The organism is Ferrovibrio terrae (assembly GCF_943372915.1).
Lineage (GTDB): Bacteria > Pseudomonadota > Alphaproteobacteria > Ferrovibrionales > Ferrovibrionaceae > Ferrovibrio > Ferrovibrio terrae_A.
Genome location: NZ_CALSAN010000012.1, coordinates 66,152 through 84,886, shown reverse-complemented (window position 1 = coordinate 84,886; position 18,735 = coordinate 66,152). Strand labels below are relative to the sequence as shown.

16 protein-coding genes are annotated in these 18,735 nt (G+C 65.0%); 4 read left to right on the top strand and 12 right to left on the bottom strand.

Annotation, left to right across the window (positions count from 1 at the left end; translation table 11 throughout):
* Positions 1-135: 135 nt before the first annotated feature.
* The 8 genes from AAG821_RS10565 to AAG821_RS10530 all read right to left on the bottom strand — a co-directional run bounded on the left by AAG821_RS10565 (position 136) and on the right by AAG821_RS10530 (position 10,874).
* Positions 136-1,725 (bottom strand): gamma-glutamyltransferase family protein, encoded by a 1,590-nt coding sequence (locus AAG821_RS10565; protein ID WP_341911238.1) that lies wholly within the window; start codon positions 1,723-1,725, stop codon positions 136-138.
* Between the two features lie 57 nt (positions 1,726-1,782).
* Positions 1,783-3,108: a TRAP transporter large permease subunit gene (locus tag AAG821_RS10560; RefSeq protein ID WP_341911240.1), complete on the bottom strand. Its 1,326-nt coding sequence runs from the start codon at positions 3,106-3,108 to the stop codon at positions 1,783-1,785.
* The gene (locus tag AAG821_RS10555; RefSeq protein WP_341911241.1) at positions 3,095-3,655 is read right to left on the bottom strand and encodes a TRAP transporter small permease subunit; all 561 of its coding nucleotides are present in this window, start codon (positions 3,653-3,655) and stop codon (positions 3,095-3,097) included. The genes AAG821_RS10560 and AAG821_RS10555 overlap by 14 nt, the downstream gene beginning before the upstream one ends.
* Positions 3,656-3,663: 8 nt before the next feature.
* Positions 3,664-4,770 (bottom strand): TRAP transporter substrate-binding protein, encoded by a 1,107-nt coding sequence (locus tag AAG821_RS10550; RefSeq protein ID WP_341911243.1) that lies wholly within the window; start codon positions 4,768-4,770, stop codon positions 3,664-3,666.
* Positions 4,771-5,018: 248 nt separating this feature from the next.
* The gene (locus AAG821_RS10545) at positions 5,019-6,239 is read right to left on the bottom strand and encodes an amidohydrolase family protein (protein WP_341911245.1); all 1,221 of its coding nucleotides are present in this window, start codon (positions 6,237-6,239) and stop codon (positions 5,019-5,021) included.
* A 13-nt stretch (positions 6,240-6,252) separates the two neighbouring features.
* Entirely contained in the window at positions 6,253-8,730 is a 2,478-nt protein-coding gene (locus AAG821_RS10540) for a branched-chain amino acid ABC transporter ATP-binding protein/permease (RefSeq protein WP_341911247.1), read from the bottom strand.
* 4 nt (positions 8,731-8,734) lie between these two features.
* Positions 8,735-9,607, bottom strand: coding sequence for a branched-chain amino acid ABC transporter permease (locus tag AAG821_RS10535; protein WP_341911250.1), 873 nt, complete (start codon positions 9,605-9,607; stop codon positions 8,735-8,737).
* A gap of 73 nt (positions 9,608-9,680) precedes the next feature.
* Positions 9,681-10,874, bottom strand: coding sequence for an ABC transporter substrate-binding protein (locus tag AAG821_RS10530; protein WP_341911252.1), 1,194 nt, complete (start codon positions 10,872-10,874; stop codon positions 9,681-9,683).
* 254 nt (positions 10,875-11,128) lie between these two features.
* On the opposite strand from AAG821_RS10530, the gene AAG821_RS10525 reads away from it, so the two are divergent.
* Entirely contained in the window at positions 11,129-11,557 is a 429-nt protein-coding gene (locus AAG821_RS10525) for a nuclear transport factor 2 family protein (protein ID WP_341911254.1), read from the top strand.
* Between the two features lie 5 nt (positions 11,558-11,562).
* Here the strand turns inward: AAG821_RS10525 and AAG821_RS10520 are convergent, their stop codons facing one another.
* Both AAG821_RS10520 and AAG821_RS10515 read right to left on the bottom strand, forming a co-directional pair.
* On the bottom strand, positions 11,563-12,255 hold the full coding sequence (locus AAG821_RS10520; protein ID WP_341911256.1) for a GntR family transcriptional regulator: 693 nt from the start codon (positions 12,253-12,255) through the stop codon (positions 11,563-11,565).
* 109 nt (positions 12,256-12,364) lie between these two features.
* The gene (locus tag AAG821_RS10515) at positions 12,365-12,865 is read right to left on the bottom strand and encodes a GNAT family N-acetyltransferase (protein ID WP_341911258.1); all 501 of its coding nucleotides are present in this window, start codon (positions 12,863-12,865) and stop codon (positions 12,365-12,367) included.
* A 102-nt stretch (positions 12,866-12,967) separates the two neighbouring features.
* Between AAG821_RS10515 and AAG821_RS10510 the strand changes: the two genes are divergently transcribed.
* Together AAG821_RS10510 and AAG821_RS10505 are read left to right on the top strand one after the other, a co-directional pair.
* On the top strand, positions 12,968-13,750 hold the full coding sequence (locus tag AAG821_RS10510; RefSeq protein WP_341911260.1) for a hypothetical protein: 783 nt from the start codon (positions 12,968-12,970) through the stop codon (positions 13,748-13,750).
* Positions 13,751-13,791: 41 nt separating this feature from the next.
* A complete protein-coding gene (locus tag AAG821_RS10505; protein WP_341911262.1) occupies positions 13,792-14,547 on the top strand; it encodes an RluA family pseudouridine synthase in 756 nt (251 codons plus the stop codon).
* Between the two features lie 40 nt (positions 14,548-14,587).
* Here AAG821_RS10505 and cydB read toward each other — a convergent pair whose 3' ends face one another.
* Both cydB and AAG821_RS10495 read right to left on the bottom strand, forming a co-directional pair.
* Entirely contained in the window at positions 14,588-15,595 is a 1,008-nt protein-coding gene (gene cydB / locus AAG821_RS10500) for a cytochrome d ubiquinol oxidase subunit II (RefSeq protein WP_341911264.1), read from the bottom strand.
* Entirely contained in the window at positions 15,592-17,013 is a 1,422-nt protein-coding gene (locus tag AAG821_RS10495; protein WP_341911266.1) for a cytochrome ubiquinol oxidase subunit I, read from the bottom strand. The genes cydB and AAG821_RS10495 overlap by 4 nt, the downstream gene beginning before the upstream one ends.
* A 269-nt stretch (positions 17,014-17,282) precedes the next feature.
* Between AAG821_RS10495 and AAG821_RS10490 the strand changes: the two genes are divergently transcribed.
* Positions 17,283-18,725, top strand: a complete 1,443-nt coding sequence (locus tag AAG821_RS10490; RefSeq protein WP_341911268.1) for a DHA2 family efflux MFS transporter permease subunit — start codon at positions 17,283-17,285, stop codon at positions 18,723-18,725.
* Positions 18,726-18,735 lie beyond the last annotated feature (10 nt).

The following is an 18,735-nucleotide window of genomic DNA, read 5'->3' as shown; positions in this document are numbered from 1 at the left end:
CTCTCGGCGGAACTTATTGCCTTGCGATGCAATCGACATGCCGCGCCGCTGTCCAGTGAAAACGACCAGAGCGGCCAAGAGTTGCCTCCAAGCCGGCCGGTTGGTCCGAATTTTAGGCAGAAGCTGGAAACCCGCTCAGAATCCGGCGGCGGCGCCGTCGCTGCGCGGATCGGTGGCGCCTTCCAGCACGCCATCCGCATGCCGAACAATGGCGCCGGCATGACCCATGGTGCCGGTATAGGCGCCCAGCATTTCCACATCGTGACCGGCGGCCTTCAGGGCGGTGACCAGCGCCGGATCGAAGCGGCTTTCCAGCTTGAGCGTCACGCTGTTCTCGCCCCAGGTCTTGCCCAGCAGCCAGCGTGGCGCGGTGACAGCTGCCTGCAGCCCCTGGCCGAACATGGCATAGCGGCTGAACAGGGCGGATTGCGTCTGCGGCTGGCCCTCGCCGCCCATGGTGCCATAGACCATGACCCGGCCATCATCGAAGCGCGCCATCGCCGGATTGAGGGTGTGGAACGGCATACGGCCCGGGGCCAACAGCCTCGGCCCCTTCCCCTCCAGCAGGAAGCTGGAGCCGCGGTTCTGCCAGTTGATGCCGGTTTCATCGAGCACGCAGCCCGACCCGAATTCGAAATAGATCGACTGGATGAAGCTGACCGCGACGCCATTGCCGTCGATCGCGCCCATCCAGGTGGTGTCACCGCCCGAGGCCGGCTGCGGCCAGGGCAGCGCGGTTTTGCGGTCGATCTTGGTGGCCAGCAGATCAAGCAGACCGGCTTCAAGATATTTCTGCGGCGGTTCGGGCATCGCCTCGGGATCGCCGACGATGCGGTCGCGGATGATGAAGGCCTGCTTGGTGGCCTCGACCAGGCCATGGATATGGGCGAAGCCCTCGGCCTCGCTGACGCCCAGCCGCTCGAACAGCGCCAGGATCATCAGCGACGACAGGCCCTGCGTCGGCGGCGGGAAATTGAACAGCCTTGCCGCCTTGAGCGCGACACTGAGCGGGGCGACACGGCGGGCCTGGTGGCGCGCCAGATCGTCGGCCGTCACCGGACTGCCGGCCTTGGCCAGATCGGCCGCGATCTGTTTCGCCAGCGCGCCGCGATAGAAATCTTCGGTGCCGGCCGCGCCGATGCGTTTCAGCGTCGCAGCCATGGCCGGCAGTGTCATCAAGCTGCGTTCGGCCGGCGGGGCGCCACCGGGCAGGAAACGCGCGGCAAAGCCCGGCGCATCCTTCAGCTCGGGCATCTTCTCTGTCGTCAGGTCATGCTGGCTCTGGGTGACGGCAAAGCCATGCTCGGCATGCCAGACCGCATCGGCCACCAGACGCGACAGCGGCAGTGTGCCGCCGAGTTCGCCGCTGACCCTGAGCGCTTCGCCCCAGCCGCTCACGGTGGCGGCCACGGTGTTGGCGGCCAGCGGGCCGCGCCAGGGAATGCTGGAAAGGCCGCGGGATTTATACAGCTCCGGCGTCGCCGCCATGGCGGCGCGGCCACAGGCCTCGACCGCAATGGGCGCCTGCCCCGGGGCCGCGATCAGCCAGAAGCCGTCACCGCCGATGCCGGTCATATGCGGATAGACCACCGTGAGGCAGGCGGCCATCGCCACCGTCGCCTCGATGGCATTGCCACCCTCGCGCAGCACGGCAAGGCCGGCTTCGGCAGCCAGATGATGCGGGGCGGTGACCATGCCCCGACGGGCGCGCGGTGTGTTCAGCATGGTTCGTCTTTACGACAAGGTCGAAAGGGATGCCAGTGTTAGCTTACCAGCCCCAACTCACCAGCCAATGGCGCGTGGCAGCCAGGTAGCGATGCCGGGCATGTAGAACAGGATAACGACAGCAAACACCTGCAGCGCGATGAACGGCACCACGCCCTTGTAGATATCCATGGTCGTCACCTGCGGCGGCGCCACGCCGCGCAGGTAGAACAGCGCCCAGCCAAAGGGCGGTGTCAGGAAGGAGGTTTGCATGTTGAGCGCGATCAGGGTGGCAACCCAGACCAGATCGACACCGGCCGCCTGCAGCACCGGCAGGAACAGCGGCACGACGATATAGCTGATCTCGATCCATTCGATGAAGAAGCCGAGGATGAAGATCAGGATCATCATGAACCACAGCACGCCCTCGATCCCGCCCGGCACCAGCTTGAAGAAATCATGCACCAGCTGTTCGCCCTGCAGGCCACGGAAGGCGAGCGCAAACACCTGGGCGCAGATCAGGATGAACATCATCGAGGCCGTGATCCGCCCGGTGGCGTAGACGGTTTCCTTCAGCATGGTCCAGTTGAAGCGGCCGGCGATGGCGGCAACCAGGATGCTGCCGAGCGCCCCCATCGAAGCGGCCTCGGTGGGGGCAGCAACGCCGCCGATGATCGAGCCCAGCACGGCGAGCACCAGCGCGATCGGCGGCAGGCCAACCTTGAAGGTCTTGCGCAGCAGTTCCTGCCGCGTCATGGCGAAGCGTTCTTCCGCCGGGATCGGCGGCACCAGCTCCGGCTTGAAGATGCCCAGCAGCAGCAGGAAGATGCAGAAGATGCCGGCCAGCATCATGCCTGGTATGAGCGCAGCGGCGAACAGGGTGCCGACCGACTGGCCGAGAATATCGGCCAGCAGGATGATCAGCGTACTGGGCGGGATGATCTGGCCCAATGTGCCCGAGGCGCAGATGGTGCCGCAGGCGATGCTCTTGTTATAGCCACGGCGCAGCAGGGTGGGCAGGGTGAGCAGCCCCAGGGTTACGATGGTGGCGCCGACGATGCCGGTGGTGGCGCCCATCAGCACGCCGACCAGCACGATGCCGATGCCCATGCCACCGCGCAGGCCGCCGGCCAGATGCCCGATCACCTCCATCAACTCGTCGGCGATGCGGGATTTCTCCAGCATCATGCCCATGAAGACGAACAGCGGAATCGCAATCAGCGTGTAATTCGCTGTCACGCCATAGATGCGTGCCGGCAGCAGGTTGAACAGCAGCGAGCCAAAGCCGAGCCAGCCGAAGAAAAAGCCACTGATCGCCAGGGTCAGGGCGACCGGGATGCCAAGCGCGAGCAGGACAAAGAAGGACGCGATACAGGATAGCGCCAGGATTTCATTCAGCGGCATGTTCAAACGGCTTGTCGGGTTGCGCTTCGGGCGGAATGCTGCCGCCGAAGAAAGGGACCAGGGCGCGCAGGGTCGCGGCGAGGCTCTGCACCAGCAACAGCAGGAAGCCGAGCGGGATCATCGCCTTGAGCAGGAAGCGATAGGGTAGCCCACCGGGATCGGGCGATTTCTCGCCGATCAGATAGGACTGCATCACATAGCCGATGCTGAGCTTGATGATGATGACAGAGAAGGCGACCGCGACCAGGCAGGACACCACTTCCAGGGCCTGCTTGGTGCGCGGTGAAAAGCGGCCGTAGAGGATATCGACCCGCACATGGCCTTCATGCTTGATCGCATAGGCGATGCAGAGCAGCGAGACCGGCGCCATCAGATGCCATTCCAGTTCCTGCATGGCGACAGAGCCGGTGTGGAACAGGTAGCGCAGCAGCACATTGAAGGCCATCACCAGAACCAGCGCAAAGCCGGTCCAGGATGCGAGCCGCCCGCTATGCTCGACCACCAGATCGAGCATGCGGGCGGCGGACTCCAGACGCGTAGAAATCATGGAAGACTTTATGCCTTGGTCATTTGGCCGCGGATCTGGGTCTGGTAGACCGACTCTGAGATACCGGCCCATTTGTCATGGTTGGCCTTGAAGGTCATGAAGGCGTCATGCACCTTCTTGATCGAGGCATCCTTGGCCGCGCCTTCGTTCAGCACGGTCTCGGTGACTTCCTTCAGTTTGGCGACGATCTGCGGCGGCAGCGGCTGCGCGGTGACGCCCTGGTTCTTGACCAGATCGTCCAGCGCCTCGGCATTGGTCGCCTCGCACCAGGTGTGGCTGATGGTGTTGCAGGCCGCAGCAGCGCCGCGCACGATTTCCTGCAGGTCGGGCGGCAGCGAGTCCCAGGCCTTCTTGTTGACGATCAACTCGGTGACATTGGACGGCTCGTGCCAGCCGGTGGTGTAGTAGAACTTCGCCGCCTTGTGCAGGCCGAGGCGCCGATCCTGATACGGGCCGACGAATTCGGCCGCATCGATCACACCGCGCTCCAGCGCCGGGAAGATTTCGCCGCCGGGCAGCAGCTTCACATCGACGCCAAGGGCTGCATAGACCTTGCCGGCCAGGCCGGGGATGCGCATCTTCAGGCCCTTGTAATCCTCGATGCCGGTGATCGGCTTGCGATACCAGCCGGTCATCTGCACGCCGGTGTTGCCCATCGCCATCGGCACCAGGTCAAACGGCGTATACAGCTCTTCCCACAGCTTCTGGCCGCCGCCGTGATAGAGCCAGGCGGTCATGCCCTGGAAATTCAGGCCGAACGGCACGGTGGTGAAATACTGCGCCGCGGGAATCTTGCCGGCCCAGAAATAGCTGTTGGCGGCATTCATCTCGACGATGCCCTTGGACACCGCATCGAAGCCTTCCAGTGCCGGGATCAGTTCGCCGGCGGCGAAATGCTGGATGGTCAGGCGACCGCCCGACATCTTCTTCACCATCTCGCAGAAATCGGTCGGGCTGCCGGGGCCGGCAACATAGAAGGGCGAACCCGGGCCATAGGCGTTGGTCATCTTCCACTGGAAGGTCCTGGCCTGGGCGCTGACGATGCTGGGCGCGGCGAAGGTGGCTGCAGCGGCGCCGCCAATCAGGCCGGCTTTCACGAAGGAACGACGTTTCATGGCATACCTCATCTGTGGAGTGGCGCCACACCGAGGTCTGAAACCCGATGCGGCAAAAGGCCTGCTCAGGTATGCAATCGATATGCCACGGTGCATGCAGGGCACGAAAATTGGTACGCTGTTGTTTTTGCGCCGTGTTGGCGAAACAGGCTGAACCAATTTGAATGGGTGAGCATAGGTCCCGGCAAGGTGCTGCCGCTTATCTCGGCAGATGCACAGAATGCCGCGTGCTCACGCCGGCGTGAAACTCACGGGCGATGCAGCTCTGCCTGCGGCCGGGTGAAAATGCGCCGGCCGCGCTTGAAGCCGAACAGCGGCTGCGCCAGTTCGGCCACCGCCTGCGCCGGTGCCTGTGCATCCAGCACCACCAGATCGGCCGGGTTGCCGACCGTGATGCCATAGTCTTTGAGGTTGAGCAGCCGCGCCGACTGCTCCGTCACCATATCGAGGCAGGCCGCCATCTCGGCCGGCCGGCCGAGCTGCGCGATATTGGCGTAGAGATTGGCGATGCGGACCAGCGAGCAGTCGCCAAACGGCGTGAAGGGATTGAGCACATTGTTGGTGGCGAGCGAGCAGGTGACGCCCCAACCGCTCAGGCGATGCGCATGGGTGACGCCGCGCGGAATATTGTGGTCAAAGCTGCGCCCCATCAGGAACAGGTCGGTGGCCGGCAGCACGGTGACGGCGACGCCGGCATCTTTCAGGCGCTGGGCCACGGCAGCGAAATCCGCCGGCGGCAGCGCCGACAGCTTGGTGACATGGCCGATGGTGACGCGGCCGCCCATGCCCTGCGCCACGGTCTGGCGGCAGACCTCGTCCAGCCCCATGCGGCCGGGATCGAGATCGAAATCGAGATGGAAGTCGATATCGGTGCCGAAGCGTTTGGCGATGGCGAATATCCGCGCGATCTGGCCGTTCGGATCGCTGTCGGTGTATGGACAGCCGCCGATCAGGTCGGCGCCCTGCTCCATGGCCTGGATCAAAAGCTCTTCCGCGCCGGGATCGTTCAGCAGGCCTTCCTGCGGGAAGACACAGATCTCCAGATCGACCGCCCAGGCATACTCGGCCTGCAGCCGCCGGATGGCGGCGAAACTGCGCAGGCCGATGCGCGGGTCGATCTCGACATGGGTGCGAATCCGGGTCGTGCCCTGGAGAATGGCCTTTTCCAGCGTGCGGCGGGCGCGGTCATGGACATCGGTCTCGGTGAAGGCCTTTTTCGCCGCCGCCACTTCGGCAATCGCATCCTGCAGGCTGCCCTCACTGCTGCAGCGATCGAGGATGCAGGACTTGTCGAGATGCAGATGGGTTTCGACAAAGCCCGGCACCACCAGGCGACCACCCAGATCCTGCGCCGGTCCTTCGCCGGCCAGCGCCGGTGCCACGGCGGCAAAACGGCCGGCGGTGATGCCGAGATCGACGATGCGGCCATCGGCCAGCCGGGCATTGCGCAGAATCAGATCGAAGTTCATGCCGCCTTATACACTAGTTTTCCGCATGGCCCAGATAGGCGGCTTCCAGCGCCTTGTCACCACGCAACTCGGAGGCACTGCCCTCGCGCACCACATGGCCGGATTCCAGCACATAGGCGCGATCGGCGACGGCGAGCGCCAGCACCGCCATCTGGTCGACCAGCAGGATGGTGACGCCCTCATCGCGCAGGTCGGCCAGCACGGTGAACACCTCGTTGATGATGGTAGGGGCCAGACCCAAGGACGGCTCGTCCAGCATCATCACCTGCGGTTTGGCGATCATGCCGCGGGCGACCGCCAGCATCTGCTGTTCGCCGCCTGAGAGCAGCCCGGCGCGATTGTGCAGCCGGTCGCGCAGGCGCGGGAAGCGGTGCAGCAGGGCGGCAACTTCTTCTTCCGGCTTCAGGTCGGTGCGCGTATAGGCGCCGAGCAGCAGGTTGTCGTAGACGCTGAGTTCGGGGAAGACCTGGCGGCCCTCGGGCACCAGCGCCAGGCCCGAGGCGGCGATCTTATGGGCCGGCTGCTGGCGCAGCTCGGCATCCTTCAGCAGCACCGAACCTTCGATGGGGCGGAGAAGCCCGGAGATGGCGCGCATGGCGGATGACTTGCCGGCACCGTTGGCGCCGAGCAGCGCCACCATCTCGCCCGGCTTCACGGCGATGCTGAGCTTTTCCAGCACCGGCGCGGCGCCATACCCCGCCGTGAGATTGACGGTGGCCAGCACCGCATCGGCTGGGCCCGACCAGGGCGCGACGCGTGGCCGGCCCTGCATTTCGGCGCCGCCGAGATAGGCCTTGATGACCGCAGGATTCTGCCGCACCTCCGCGGGCGTGCCGGCGGCAATCGGCGTGCCGGCATCCAGCACCACCACATGATCGGAGATGCCCATGACCAGCGCCATGTCATGCTCGACCAGGATGACGCTGATGCCGCAATCGGCGATGCGGCGCAGCAGCAGGCTCAAGGCATGCTTGTCGCCGCGCATCAGGCCGGCGGCGGGTTCATCCAGCAGCAGCACGCTCGGCTGGGTCGCCAGCGCACGCGCGATCTCGACCAGGCGGCGATCCACATGGGGCAAAGCACCGGCGAGCCGGGCCACCGGACCGGTATAGCCGACGAAGGCGAGCAGCGCCTCGGCCAGCGCGCTGTCATCGTCCGCCTTGCTCCTGCCGAGCAGCAGCCCGAGCCGGCCGCGGCGCAGCGCGATGCGGATATTGTCGAGCACGCTCAGATCGCCGAACAGCTGCGTGGTCTGGTAGGTGCGCGCAATGCCGGCACGACTGACCGCGAATGCCGGCTTGCCGGCGAGATCGTCTTCCAGCCGGATGCTGCCCTGATCGGGTTTGTAGAAGCCACCGATCATGTTGAGCACGGTGGTCTTGCCGGCGCCGTTCGGCCCGATCACGGCGGTGACCTTGCCGGGTTCGGCCATGAAGCCGACGCCATGGGCGGCGCGGATGCCACCGAAGCTGATGCCCAGGCCCTCGATCACCAGCGGCAAGGCCGAGGCCGGCTTCAGCCAGGCGGCGAGATCAATGCCGTCATTGGCGGCGACATGCGGGTCTTCGCGGCGGAAGCGCGCGGCAATGCTGCCGATGATGCCCCTGGGTGCCGCCCACAGCACCACCAGCAGCAGGATGCCGAAGAACAGCAGGCGGTATTCGGCGAGATCGGACAGCAGCTCCGGCAGCCCGACCACGACAATGGCGCCGAGCAAGGGCCCGAACACCGAGCCGGCGCCGCCGATGATGACGGCGAGCAGGAACAGGATCGACTGGAAGAAGGGAAACGAACTCGGCGCGATGAACATCATCAGCGGCGAGAACAGCGCGCCGGCCAGCGCGGTGAGGGCCGCCGACAGCGTAAACGCCGTCACCTTGATGGTCACCGGATTGAGGCCGAGCGACTGCGCCGCCACTTCCGAATCGCGCACCGCGCGCATGCCAAGGCCCCAGGCCGAACTGCTGAGGCGATGATAGAGCGCGAAGGCAAAGCCCATCAGCAGCACCGCCAGCATCGCCATCTCGCGCTCGCCGAAATTGATGCCGCCCAGGCTGGGCGGCAGGATGCCCATCAGGCCGTTGGAGCCGCCGGTGAGGCCGCGCCATTCCACCGCGCCATGCTCGATGATGAAGGCAAAGGCGATGGTGACCATGGCCAGATACGGCCCCTTCACGCGCAGCGCCGGCAGCGCCAGCAGGAAACCGACCGCAGCGCCGATCAGACCCGCCAGCGGCAGGGCGATCCAGAAGCTGACGCCCTGCAGGCTGAGGATGCCGGTGGTATAGGCGCCGATGGCATAGAAGCCGACATGGCCGAAGGAGACCTGGCCGGTGAGGCCGAGCAGCACGTTGAGGCCGACGCCGACCACGCCGGTCATGGCGACCAGCGCCAGGATGAACAGCGTATAGCCCTTGGCGATGCCTGCAACCAGCAGACCGGCCAGCGTGACCAGCAGGATGGCGATGGGGATGATCGGGCGGGTCTGCATCGCCTTACACCTTCTTGACGCCGGCACGGCCAAGCAGGCCGTTCGGCATCAGCGCCAACGCCACGATGACGAGCGCAAAGGTGAGGATCTGGGTATAGATCGAGCCGAAGTAAGCGGTGATCAGCGCCTCGGCCAGACCGAAGATCAGCCCGGCCAGCATGACGCCCCAGGCGGACGTCATGCCGCCGAGGATGGCGACGGCAAAGGCCTTGATGCCGAACAGCGTGCCCATATCGGAATGCACGGCATAGAGCGGTGCAATGAGAAGCCCGGCGATGCCGGCGAACAGCGCCGAGACGGCAAACGAGCCAGCAATGGCACCACGCACGTTGATGCCCATCAGCCGCGCCGCATCGGCATTCTGCACCACGGCGAGCAGCGCCTTGCCATGTCTGGTGCGCTGCATCAGCTGCTGCAGCGCGATGGCAATCGCCAGGCCGACCACGGGAATGACGAGCTGAAGCGGATAGACGCCGGCCCCGAAGATCTCCACCGGTTTGGTGGCGAGCGGCGAGGGAAAGCTGCGCGGCTCCTTGCCGAAGGTGAACAGCACCAGATTGTCGAGGATGATGCCGCCGGCAACGGTGGCCATCAGCCAGCCATTCGAGCCCTTCTCGGCAAACGGCCGCACCAGGAAGCGTTCGACCACCAAGCCACTGAGCGCGCAGAGCAGCAACGCCAGAATGACCGCAACCGGCATCGGCCAGCCGAGCCGGATGGCGAAGGTATAGCCCAGCACGGCGGCCAGCATCAGCACGCTGCCCTGGCTGAAATTCACGGTGTTGGAGACGGTATAGGTGACGTGATAGCCGAGCGCGATCAGGCCGTACATGCTGCCCAGACCGAGGCCGGAAATGATGGCGGACATTAAAAGCATGGGCGGTTGATCCCGCTCTAAATCCTGAAAAAACCGGACCGGCCTGTGACAGCCGGTCCGGCGGGACTGGAGATCAGTTGGTCAGCGGCAGGATTTCCGGACCGACGAAGCGGGTGAAGATATAGTCCTTCGGACCCAGCGCATCCTGGTTGTCGCTGGAGAAGGGCTTGAAGTAGCTCTTGATCAGACCGTCATACTTGTCGATGGCATGGAAGCCCTGGCGCACCTTCGGGCCTTCGGTGGTGCCGGCCTTGGCGATGGCGAGCGCGGTGAGATGCAGGCCGTCATAGGCATTGGCGATGCCCACCGCCGGCGTCACATCGGCGGTGGTCTTGATCTCGGGGAACTTCTTCTTCAAGGCGGCAAAGACCTGTTCGCCCTTGGGCGTCAGCTTGCCCGAGAAGGTGAAGGTCTGGATGAAATGCACCTTCGGTGCGCTGGCACCGGCCAGCTCGTTGAAGCGGCCACCGGCCGGGCCCCAATGCGACACGATCGGCACATCCCAGCCCATGCGGTCGAGCGACTTCACCACGATGGAGGACGGCGCCACGTTGCCGACCATGAACAGCGTATCGGCACCCGCCGCCTTCAGGCGGGTGAGCTGCGGCACCACATCGACATCGGCATCGTTGAACTTCTCGATGCCGGCATATTTCATGTTGGAGCCGGCCAGTGCCTTTTTCAGGCCGGCCTCGTTCGACTCGCCCCAGGCGTTGTTGATCAGGATCATGCCGGGCGTCTTCGACTTGTATTTCGCCACCGCATAGTCGACCAGCGCCTGGTCGACGATCTCGTCGACGGCAGAGACGCGGAAGGCATAATTCTCGGCAGCCCCATTGCGGGTGATCGGCGTGCCCGCCGCCCAGACGCCCATGAAGGGCACCTTCTCGGCATTGATATAGGGCACGATGGCCATGGAGACCGGCGTATCGAGGCCGCCGAACAGCACGGCCACCTTCTCGCGCTGCACCAGCTCGCGCGCCGCAACCAGCCCCTTGCCCGGATTGCTCTCGTCATCGCGCCGGATCAGCTCGAGTTTCTTGCCGAGCACGCCGCCCTTGGCGTTCACCTCGTCGATGGCGATCATCAGGCCACGGGTGATCGCCTCGCCCGACTTGGCCGACTGGCCCGACAGCGCGGCCACCAGGCCGATCTTGATGCTGTCTTGCGCCCAGGCGCTGTTCTGGACTGGTGCGGCAGCGAGCAGGCCGAGCGCGGCCACGGTGCCGAGCACGAACCGGCGGGAAATGCGTGTGGTATCGAACATGAGAGCCTCCCGGGCTTTGGATGGGTCGGCTTTCTGTCAGCAAGGCATGTGCCAGATATCAACATACTGATTTTTAATGGTAATTTTATTTCCGCCTACCCGATTGACCAAATTGTATGCAATCACCAACATCCAGCGCTCAGATTGTATCCAATTTCTGCTCACAATCTTCACGCAAGGGTGATTTTGCCCGGTTTTGCCAGCGGCATTGCTCTTGCTAGACCTTCTGGCGATATCTCTTTCGGAGTCCTGCCATGACCGCCGCCGCCGTTTCTGCCCTGCCCGCCTCGGGCCTGTCCGAAGAAGCCGAGATCGTCCGCCTGTTCCTCGAGGCCAGCATGGTGCCCGATCCGGAAACCGCGCAGCGCTATATCGCACCCGAGCTGGTGATCACCTTCACCGGCGGACGCAAATACAGCCACCCGCGCGAAACCGCCGCCTTCAATGCCAAGCGCTACAAATGGGTGAAGAAACAGATGGGCAGTTTCGATGTCGCGCCGGGCGCGGGCGAAACCGTGGTCTACAGCACCGGCACGCTGTATGGGGAATGGCATGACGGCACGCCGTTTGAAGGCAACCGCTATGTCGACCGCTTCGTGGTGCGCAATGGCAAGATCGTGCAGATGGACGTGTGGAACGATTCGGCCGAACGCCTGCTGATCCGCAACAATCTTGATCTTTAAAAGCCCTAAAGGTGATTGAGGCCGTGATGCTCGAGCAGGTCGATCAGCAGGCGTGCCGAGCGCAGGCGATGGGCGCGCAACAGCTTCACTGCCGCTTCACCATCGCGCCGGCGTAACGCCGCCACCACGGCGGCATGCTCCTCATTCGAGGCCACCGGCTTGGGCCGCAGCTGCAGGGTGGCCATGCGGGCGCGATGCGACTGCTCGCGGATGGTTTCCACCATCATGATCAGCCGCTGGTTACCCGACATCTCGACGATGCGGCGATGAAAGCGCGCATCGCCCTCGGCCCAGGTGGTCAGGTCCCCGCCATCCAGCGCGGCAGTCATGCCTTTCAGCAGGCCTTCCAACTCCGCCGCCTCGACCGCATTCAGGCCGCGCCGCGCCAGGATATCGGCAGCGGTGGCCTCCAGCCCGGCCAGCAGATCGTAGATCTCGCGCAGATCGGCAATCGCAATCGGCAGCACGCGCATCCCGTGGCGTGGGCGCACCTCGACCATGCCTTCCTGGGCCAGACGGATCAGCGCCTCGCGCACCGGCGTGCGACTCATGCCGAGCCATTCGGCGGTCTGCTGTTCCAGCGCCTGGGTGCCTGGCGGCAATTCATTATCGAGAATGCGGCGCTTGAGTTCATCATAGGCGCGCCGCGTCTGCGAGCGACGCGCACCATTCGCCGTAGTCGTGGCCATCAAATCCATCGCTGTTTCCCCCGCTTGCCCTGCCATCTCTGAACGGACGGTCATGACATGGCGGCAGGATAGCGGAAGCGGCGCCGGCCAGGGCGCTAAATTTTTATAACCCTGGGACTCACGATGCCGGCTTGGTCATGTAGACCACCGGCAGCTCGGCGCTGCCGGCCGGCATGATGCCATGGGCCTCGGTGCGGTAGCCCAGCGCCAGGTAGAGCGGCACGGCATTCACATTCGCGCGCACATACAGGTTCGGATAGCCGGCACGGGCCGCTGCCTGTTCGGCCGCTTGTACCAGCGCCCTGGCCAGGCCGCGCCGGGCCCAGGCGGGGTGGACAAAAACCTTGCGAATCCGCGCCGTGTGCGGACGATCTTCCAGCGCGAGCCAGCCGGCGGTGGCGATCAGGCCGTCAGTGTCATGACGGGCGAGGACCAGGTTGGAGCGGGCGAGATCGGCCGCATAGGCGGCTGCCGCGATCAGATCCTCATGGGCGGCAATCTGCGCAGCATCGTGATGGCCGGCCGCCAACACACGAAAGGCCAGTGCGTGCAACTGCCGCACATCGGCCAGATCATCCGGTGTATAGGCGTGCAGTCTGGTGTTGTCGGGCAGCGGCATTTTGGCTCCTGAGGGAACCAAACCCTAGAAAGCCGCGTTTTCCCAGACAACCGGCAACGGCGCCGCCGCGCTGGCGCCGCAATGATTCGTCTGGATGCCTGTATGAAACGTGCAATCCTTGCCTTCGCGGCTCTCGCGTTGCTTGCCGGCTGTGCCGATAGCAAAACGTCCGGTGGCATGGTGCTGACCCGGCAGAGTCAGGAGTCCGATGACTGGGGCCGTCATCTGCCCACGCTGTATGGCGGCGTCATGGCCTGCCTGGCGGCGCATCCGGACCAGCCCGCCTTCGCCACCCATGTGACGCCGCAGAATCACGGCATGATCCTGGTGCGCATGCGCGGCGCCGATCGCAGCCTGTATGAATGCAGCACCAACAGCACCGGCAGCACAACGCCGGTGCTCAAGGGCACCACGCGCCAGCGTGTCGCCGGCCCCGCCTTCACGCCCGCCACGATGGCAGAACCCTACATGCGCTGCGGGTCGCCGCAGCCGGTGCTGAGCGATACCGGCCGCCTGATCGGGTGGCTGACCTATTTCACGCGGGATTGCCCGCCACGGACCGATGCCGCCGAGACCGGCTGGCGTGCCTTCGGCAACGAGCCCTACTGGTCGCTGCGCATTGCCGGCGAGGATGTGGTGTTTGACCGGTTGGGCACCGTGCCGCAGCGCTATGGTACCCGGCCGCCTGCCACCACCGGCAACCGCCTGACCTGGGCGCTGGAAGCACCCGATGGCGTTGCGGCTGGCGACCAGCTGGAGGTGGTTATCACCGAAACCGCCTGCGGCGACACCATGGCGACACGGCAGTATCCGTATAGCGCCGAAGTGATTTTCCAGGGCCGCAGTTATCGCGGCTGCGCCGAGAAGACAGCGGCAATCCCTTAATCCTCTTGACCGGATGAACGATCTGCGGCACGCCTGCGACCATGAATGCCGCAGAGCTTGAACAGCGCCTGTTGTACCGCGACGGCCTGATGCTGGTGATCGACAAGCCGGCCGGCCTGCCGGTGCATGCCGGCCCGGGCGGTGGCGACAATCTGGAGCGCCATCTGAACTGGCTGCGCTTCGGCCTGCCCAAGGCACCGTCGCTGGCGCACCGGCTGGACCGCGATACCTCTGGCTGTCTGGTGCTGGGCCGCCACCCCAAGGCGCTGCGCAAGCTGGGCAAACTGTTTCAGGACGGCAAGGTGGACAAGACCTACTGGGCGGTGGCGCGCCATGCGCCGGCGCAGGCCGAGGGCCGTGTCGATGCGCCGCTGAAAAAACTGAGCACCAAAAGCGGCGGCTGGCATATGGCGATCGACGAGGATGGCCAGCATGCCGTGACCGATTATCGCGTGCTGGGCACCGCGCCCGATGGCCTGTGCTGGATCGAATGCCATCCGCGCACCGGCCGCACGCATCAGATCCGCGTGCATCTGGCATCGCTGGGCGCGCCGCTGCTGGGCGATACGCAATATGGCGATGCGGCGCTGGAAAAACCGCTGGTGCTGCACCTGCAGAGTCGCGCCATCACCCTGCCGCTGTATCCCTCGCGCGCATCGGTCACGGTGACGGCCGAACCGCCACCGCATATGCGCGCCGCTCTCACGGCCTGCGGCTGGGTGCCGGCGTCAGTTCCGGAGCGCCAGCTTGATCGCGTAGCCGATGGCGGCAACGGCCAGCACCCCGCCCGCCCATAGGGCGACGAACCACAGCAGTCTTTGCCAGACCGGTCTTTGCTCAGTGGTAGTGGGCATCGGGGTCGACCTTGCCGCGGAAGACGTAATAGGCATAGGCAGTGTAGGCGAGAATCACCGGCAGCAGGATCGCCGCACCGACCAGCAGGAAGCCGAGCGAGGCATCGGGGGCCGCCGCGTCGTAGAAGGTGATGGATGGCGGCACCATCAACGGCCAGAAGCTGATGCCGAGCCCGATATACGACAGCACGAATAGCGCAAGCGCCGAGAGGAAAGGCTGCGCCGGCCGGCTGTAGTCATGCAGGCCGCGCCACAGGGCACCGGCGGCGATCAACACCAGGATCGGCATCGGCGCGGTGAGCGCAATATTGGGCCAGGAGAACCAGCGCGACAGGAACTGCTCGCCGAGGAAGGGTGTCCACAGGCTGACCAGACCGATCAGCACCACCAGCGCGATGCTGAGCTTGCGGCCAAGATCGTAGCAGCGGTTCTGGATGTCGCCCTCGGTCTTGATCACCAGCCAGCAGGCGCCGAGCAGGGTGTAGCCCACCACCACGGCAATGCCGGTCAGGATGCTGAACGGTGTGAGCCAGTCCCACCAGCCGCCGGCATAGGCGCGGTCGGCCACCTTGATGCCCTGGATCAGGCCGCCGAGCGCGATGCCCTGCATGAAACTGGCGGCCAGCGAACCGAGCGCGAAGCTCCAGTCCCAGACCGGCTTCCAGCGCACCGTGCGCCAGCGGAATTCAAACGCCACGCCGCGGAAGATCAGACCCAGCAGCATCACGGTGAGCGGCGCATAGAGCGCCGGCAGGATCACCGCATAAGCGAGCGGGAAGGCCGCCAGCAGGCCGCCGCCGCCCAGCACCAGCCAGGTCTCGTTGCCATCCCAGACCGGCGCGACCGAATTCATCAGTACGTCGCGCTCGCGTTCTTTTTTAAACAGCGGGAACAGCATGCCGATGCCGAGGTCGAAGCCGTCCAGCACCACATAGGCCAGCACGGCAAATGCGATCAGGCCAGCCCAGATGAACGGAAGATCAAGGGTCATGGCCTGTCTCCGTGCTGCATGGCCGGGCCAAGCTGCGCTGGACCGGGCACGATGCCGGCGCTGCGCAGGGGCGCATCAGCCAGCGGTTCATCCGGTGCCGCACCGGGCACCTTGCCCATCAGGCGCAGCAGGTAGAACACGCCGGCGCCGAAGACGATGAAATAGACAATGATGAAGGCGATCAGCGAAGCCGAAACACCGGGCAGGCCGATCGGCGACACGGAGTCGACCGTGCGCAGCAGACCGTAGATCGTGTAGGGCTGGCGGCCGACCTCGGTGGTGACCCAGCCGGCCAGCACGGCGATAAAGCCGCTCGGCCCCATCAGCAAGGCCGCGCGATGCAACAGGCTGCTGCTATAGATGCGATCCCCGATGCGCATCACCAGGCTGACCAGGCCGAGTGCCGCCATCAGCATGCCGAGCCCCACCATGATGCGGAAACTCCAGAACACCACCGGCGTCGGCGGCCAGTCCTCGCGCGGGAAGGCCTTCAGGCCCTTCAACTCGCCCTCCCAGTCATGGGTCAGGATCAGGCTGCCGAGTTTTGGAATGCCGATGGCGTATTTCGTTTCGCCGGCCTCGTTGTCGGGCAGGCCGAACAGATAGAGCGGTGCGCCCTTGATGCTGGCTTCATAATGCCCTTCCATGGCGGCGATCTTGGCCGGCTGGTGCTGCAGCGTGTTCAGGCCATGGAAGTCGCCAGCCACAATCTGGATCGGCGCTACGATGGCGGCCATCCACATCGCCATCGAGAACATCACGCGCGCCGGCGCATTGGTTTTGTCTTTCAGCAGATGCCAGGCGCCGACGGCGCCGACCACGAATGCCGTGGTGAGATAGGCCGCCAGCACCATATGCACCAGGCGATAGGGGAAAGACGGATTGAAGATCACCGCCAGCCAGTCTTCCGGCACGAACTGGCCGTTCGGCGCGATGGCATAGCCGGCAGGCGTCTGCATCCAGCTGTTCACCGCGAGAATCCAGAAGGCCGAGAGGAAGGTGCCGAAGGCGACCATGGCGGTGGCAAAGAAATGCAGTCCCTTGCCGACGCGCTTCATGCCGAACAGCATCACACCGAGGAAACCGGCCTCGAGGAAAAACGCCGACATCACCTCGTAACCCATCAGCGGGCCGATGATCGGACCAGCCTTGTCGGAAAACACCGCCCAGTTGGTGCCGAACTGGTAGCTCATCACGATGCCCGACACGACGCCCATGCCGAAGGTGACGGCAAAGATCTTCACCCAGAATTTGAAGACCTGCATGTAGACGGCACGGCCGGTCGCCAGCCACAGCGCCTCCAGCACGGCGAGATAGCTGGCAAGGCCAATGGTGAAGGCCGGGAAGATGATATGAAACGAGACCGTGAAGGCGAACTGCAACCGGGCCAGGAAGACGGGATCGAGCAGGGCTTGCATCGGCAGATCCTCCAAAAGGCAGTCTAGAGCGGTTTGCGGGTCCGGCCAAAGAAAACTGTGGGGCGGCATTGCGGTCAATGCCATGCTGCAGGCGCGAATTGCCGCATGTGACTCGCCCTGACGAGACAATGCGCCGCAGGTGCCCTGCCTGTGACTCATGCGAGGCTTGCAGCCTTGGCAATGCTGGCGATACTGGCGCCTGCTAGACTGCCTGCTGCAGAATTCCCCTCCCTGTTCCGGCCGCCCTTCTCCATGCTGATTCCGTCCCCATGCTGATTCCGTTGATTGTTGCCTGCGCGCTGTTCATGGAGAATCTCGACTCCAGCGTGCTGGCCACCGCACTGCCCAGCATTGCGGCCTCGCTGGGCGAGAGTCCGCTCAAGCTCAATCTCGCGATCACGTCTTACCTGTTCAGCCTGGCAGTGTTCATTCCGGTCAGCGGCTGGGTGGCCGACCGTTTCGGTGCCCGCACCGTCTTCCGCGCCGCCATCATCGTTTTCAGCATCGGTTCCCTGCTCTGCGGCCTGGCCGACAGTTTCTGGACCCTGGTGGGGGCCCGCGTGCTGCAGGGCCTGGGCGGCGCCATGATGGTGCCGGTCGGCCGCATGGTGATGCTGCGCTCGATTCCGAAATCGGAACTGGTGCGCGCGGTGACCTGGCTGACCGTGCCGGCGCTGATCGGCCCGGTGATCGGCCCTCCGCTCGGCGGTTTCCTCACCACCTACCTGTCCTGGCGCTGGATCTTCTGGATCAACCTGCCGATCGGCGTGCTCGGCGTCATCCTGGTCACGCTCTACATTCCCAACATCCGCGAGCAGAATGTGAAGCCGCTCGACTGGCGCGGCTTCCTGATGTCGGCCTTCGGGCTCTGCGGCCTGGTTTTCGGTTTCGAGACCATCGGCCGCGGCCTGCTGCCGGATGCGGCCGTGGCCGGCCTGCTGATCGTCGGCGCCATCGGCATCGGCCTGTATCTGCGTCATGCGCGCCGTCATCCGCATCCGCTGATCGACCTGTCGCTGCTGAAGGTGCCGACCTTCCGCGCCGGCATGGCAGGCGCCTTCCTGTTCCGCATCGGCGTCGGTGCGCTACCGTTTCTGCTGCCGCTGATGCTGCAGCTCGGCTTCGGCCTCTCGGCCTTTGAGTCGGGCATGATCACCTTCGTCTCGGCGGCCGGCGCACTGACCATGAAGATGGCGGCCGGGCCGATCCTGCGCCGCTTCGGTTTCCGCCGCGTGCTGATCGGCAACGGCCTGCTCTGCGGCGCTTTCATTGCCGTCTGCGGCCTGTTCCGGCCCGACACGCCGCATGCGGTGATGCTGGGCCTGCTGCTGCTCGGCGGGTTCTTCCGCTCGCTGCAGTTCACCAGCACCAACACGCTGACGATTGCCGATATCGCCAACGAGCGCATGAGCCGCGCCACCAGCTTCACCTCGATGATGCAGCAACTGTCGCTGTCGGCCGGCGTGGCGGTCGGTGCCATGGTGCTGCATGCCACGGTGAGCCTGGGCGGCGGCGTCGAGCAGATCCGCGCCGACAGCTTCATGCCGGCCTTCTTCACCGTGGGCGTCACCGCGGCCCTGTCGGCGATCATCTTCTGGCGCCTGCCCGCTGATGCCGGCGCCGAGGTCAGCGGCCATCAGCTGGTGGCACCGACCCAGCGGCTCAGCCAGGGCACGCCGCCCCGCGGGCCGGACGATACCGGGCCGCGCTGATCATGCCTGA

Bases quoted from the DNA above. Each gene is read 5' to 3' on its own strand.
- AAG821_RS10530 (WP_341911252.1), bottom strand. From the start codon at position 10,874: ATGTTCGATACCACACGCATTTCCCGCCGGTTCGTGCTCGGCACCGTG.
- AAG821_RS10540 (WP_341911247.1), bottom strand. From the start codon at position 8,730: ATGCAGACCCGCCCGATCATCCCCATCGCCATCCTGCTGGTCACGCTG.
- AAG821_RS10545 (WP_341911245.1), bottom strand. From the start codon at position 6,239: ATGAACTTCGATCTGATTCTGCGCAATGCCCGGCTGGCCGATGGCCGC.
- AAG821_RS10510 (WP_341911260.1), top strand. From the start codon at position 12,968: ATGAAACGTGCAATCCTTGCCTTCGCGGCTCTCGCGTTGCTTGCCGGC.
- AAG821_RS10515 (WP_341911258.1), bottom strand. From the start codon at position 12,865: ATGCCGCTGCCCGACAACACCAGACTGCACGCCTATACACCGGATGAT.
- AAG821_RS10525 (WP_341911254.1), top strand. From the start codon at position 11,129: ATGACCGCCGCCGCCGTTTCTGCCCTGCCCGCCTCGGGCCTGTCCGAA.
- AAG821_RS10505 (WP_341911262.1), top strand. From the start codon at position 13,792: ATGAATGCCGCAGAGCTTGAACAGCGCCTGTTGTACCGCGACGGCCTG.
- cydB (WP_341911264.1), bottom strand. From the start codon at position 15,595: ATGACCCTTGATCTTCCGTTCATCTGGGCTGGCCTGATCGCATTTGCC.
- AAG821_RS10550 (WP_341911243.1), bottom strand. From the start codon at position 4,770: ATGAAACGTCGTTCCTTCGTGAAAGCCGGCCTGATTGGCGGCGCCGCT.
- AAG821_RS10520 (WP_341911256.1), bottom strand. From the start codon at position 12,255: ATGGATTTGATGGCCACGACTACGGCGAATGGTGCGCGTCGCTCGCAG.
- AAG821_RS10560 (WP_341911240.1), bottom strand. From the start codon at position 3,108: ATGCCGCTGAATGAAATCCTGGCGCTATCCTGTATCGCGTCCTTCTTT.
- AAG821_RS10565 (WP_341911238.1), bottom strand. From the start codon at position 1,725: ATGCTGAACACACCGCGCGCCCGTCGGGGCATGGTCACCGCCCCGCAT.
- AAG821_RS10535 (WP_341911250.1), bottom strand. From the start codon at position 9,607: ATGCTTTTAATGTCCGCCATCATTTCCGGCCTCGGTCTGGGCAGCATG.
- AAG821_RS10555 (WP_341911241.1), bottom strand. From the start codon at position 3,655: ATGATTTCTACGCGTCTGGAGTCCGCCGCCCGCATGCTCGATCTGGTG.
- AAG821_RS10495 (WP_341911266.1), bottom strand. From the start codon at position 17,013: ATGCAAGCCCTGCTCGATCCCGTCTTCCTGGCCCGGTTGCAGTTCGCC.
- AAG821_RS10490 (WP_341911268.1), top strand. From the start codon at position 17,283: ATGCTGATTCCGTTGATTGTTGCCTGCGCGCTGTTCATGGAGAATCTC.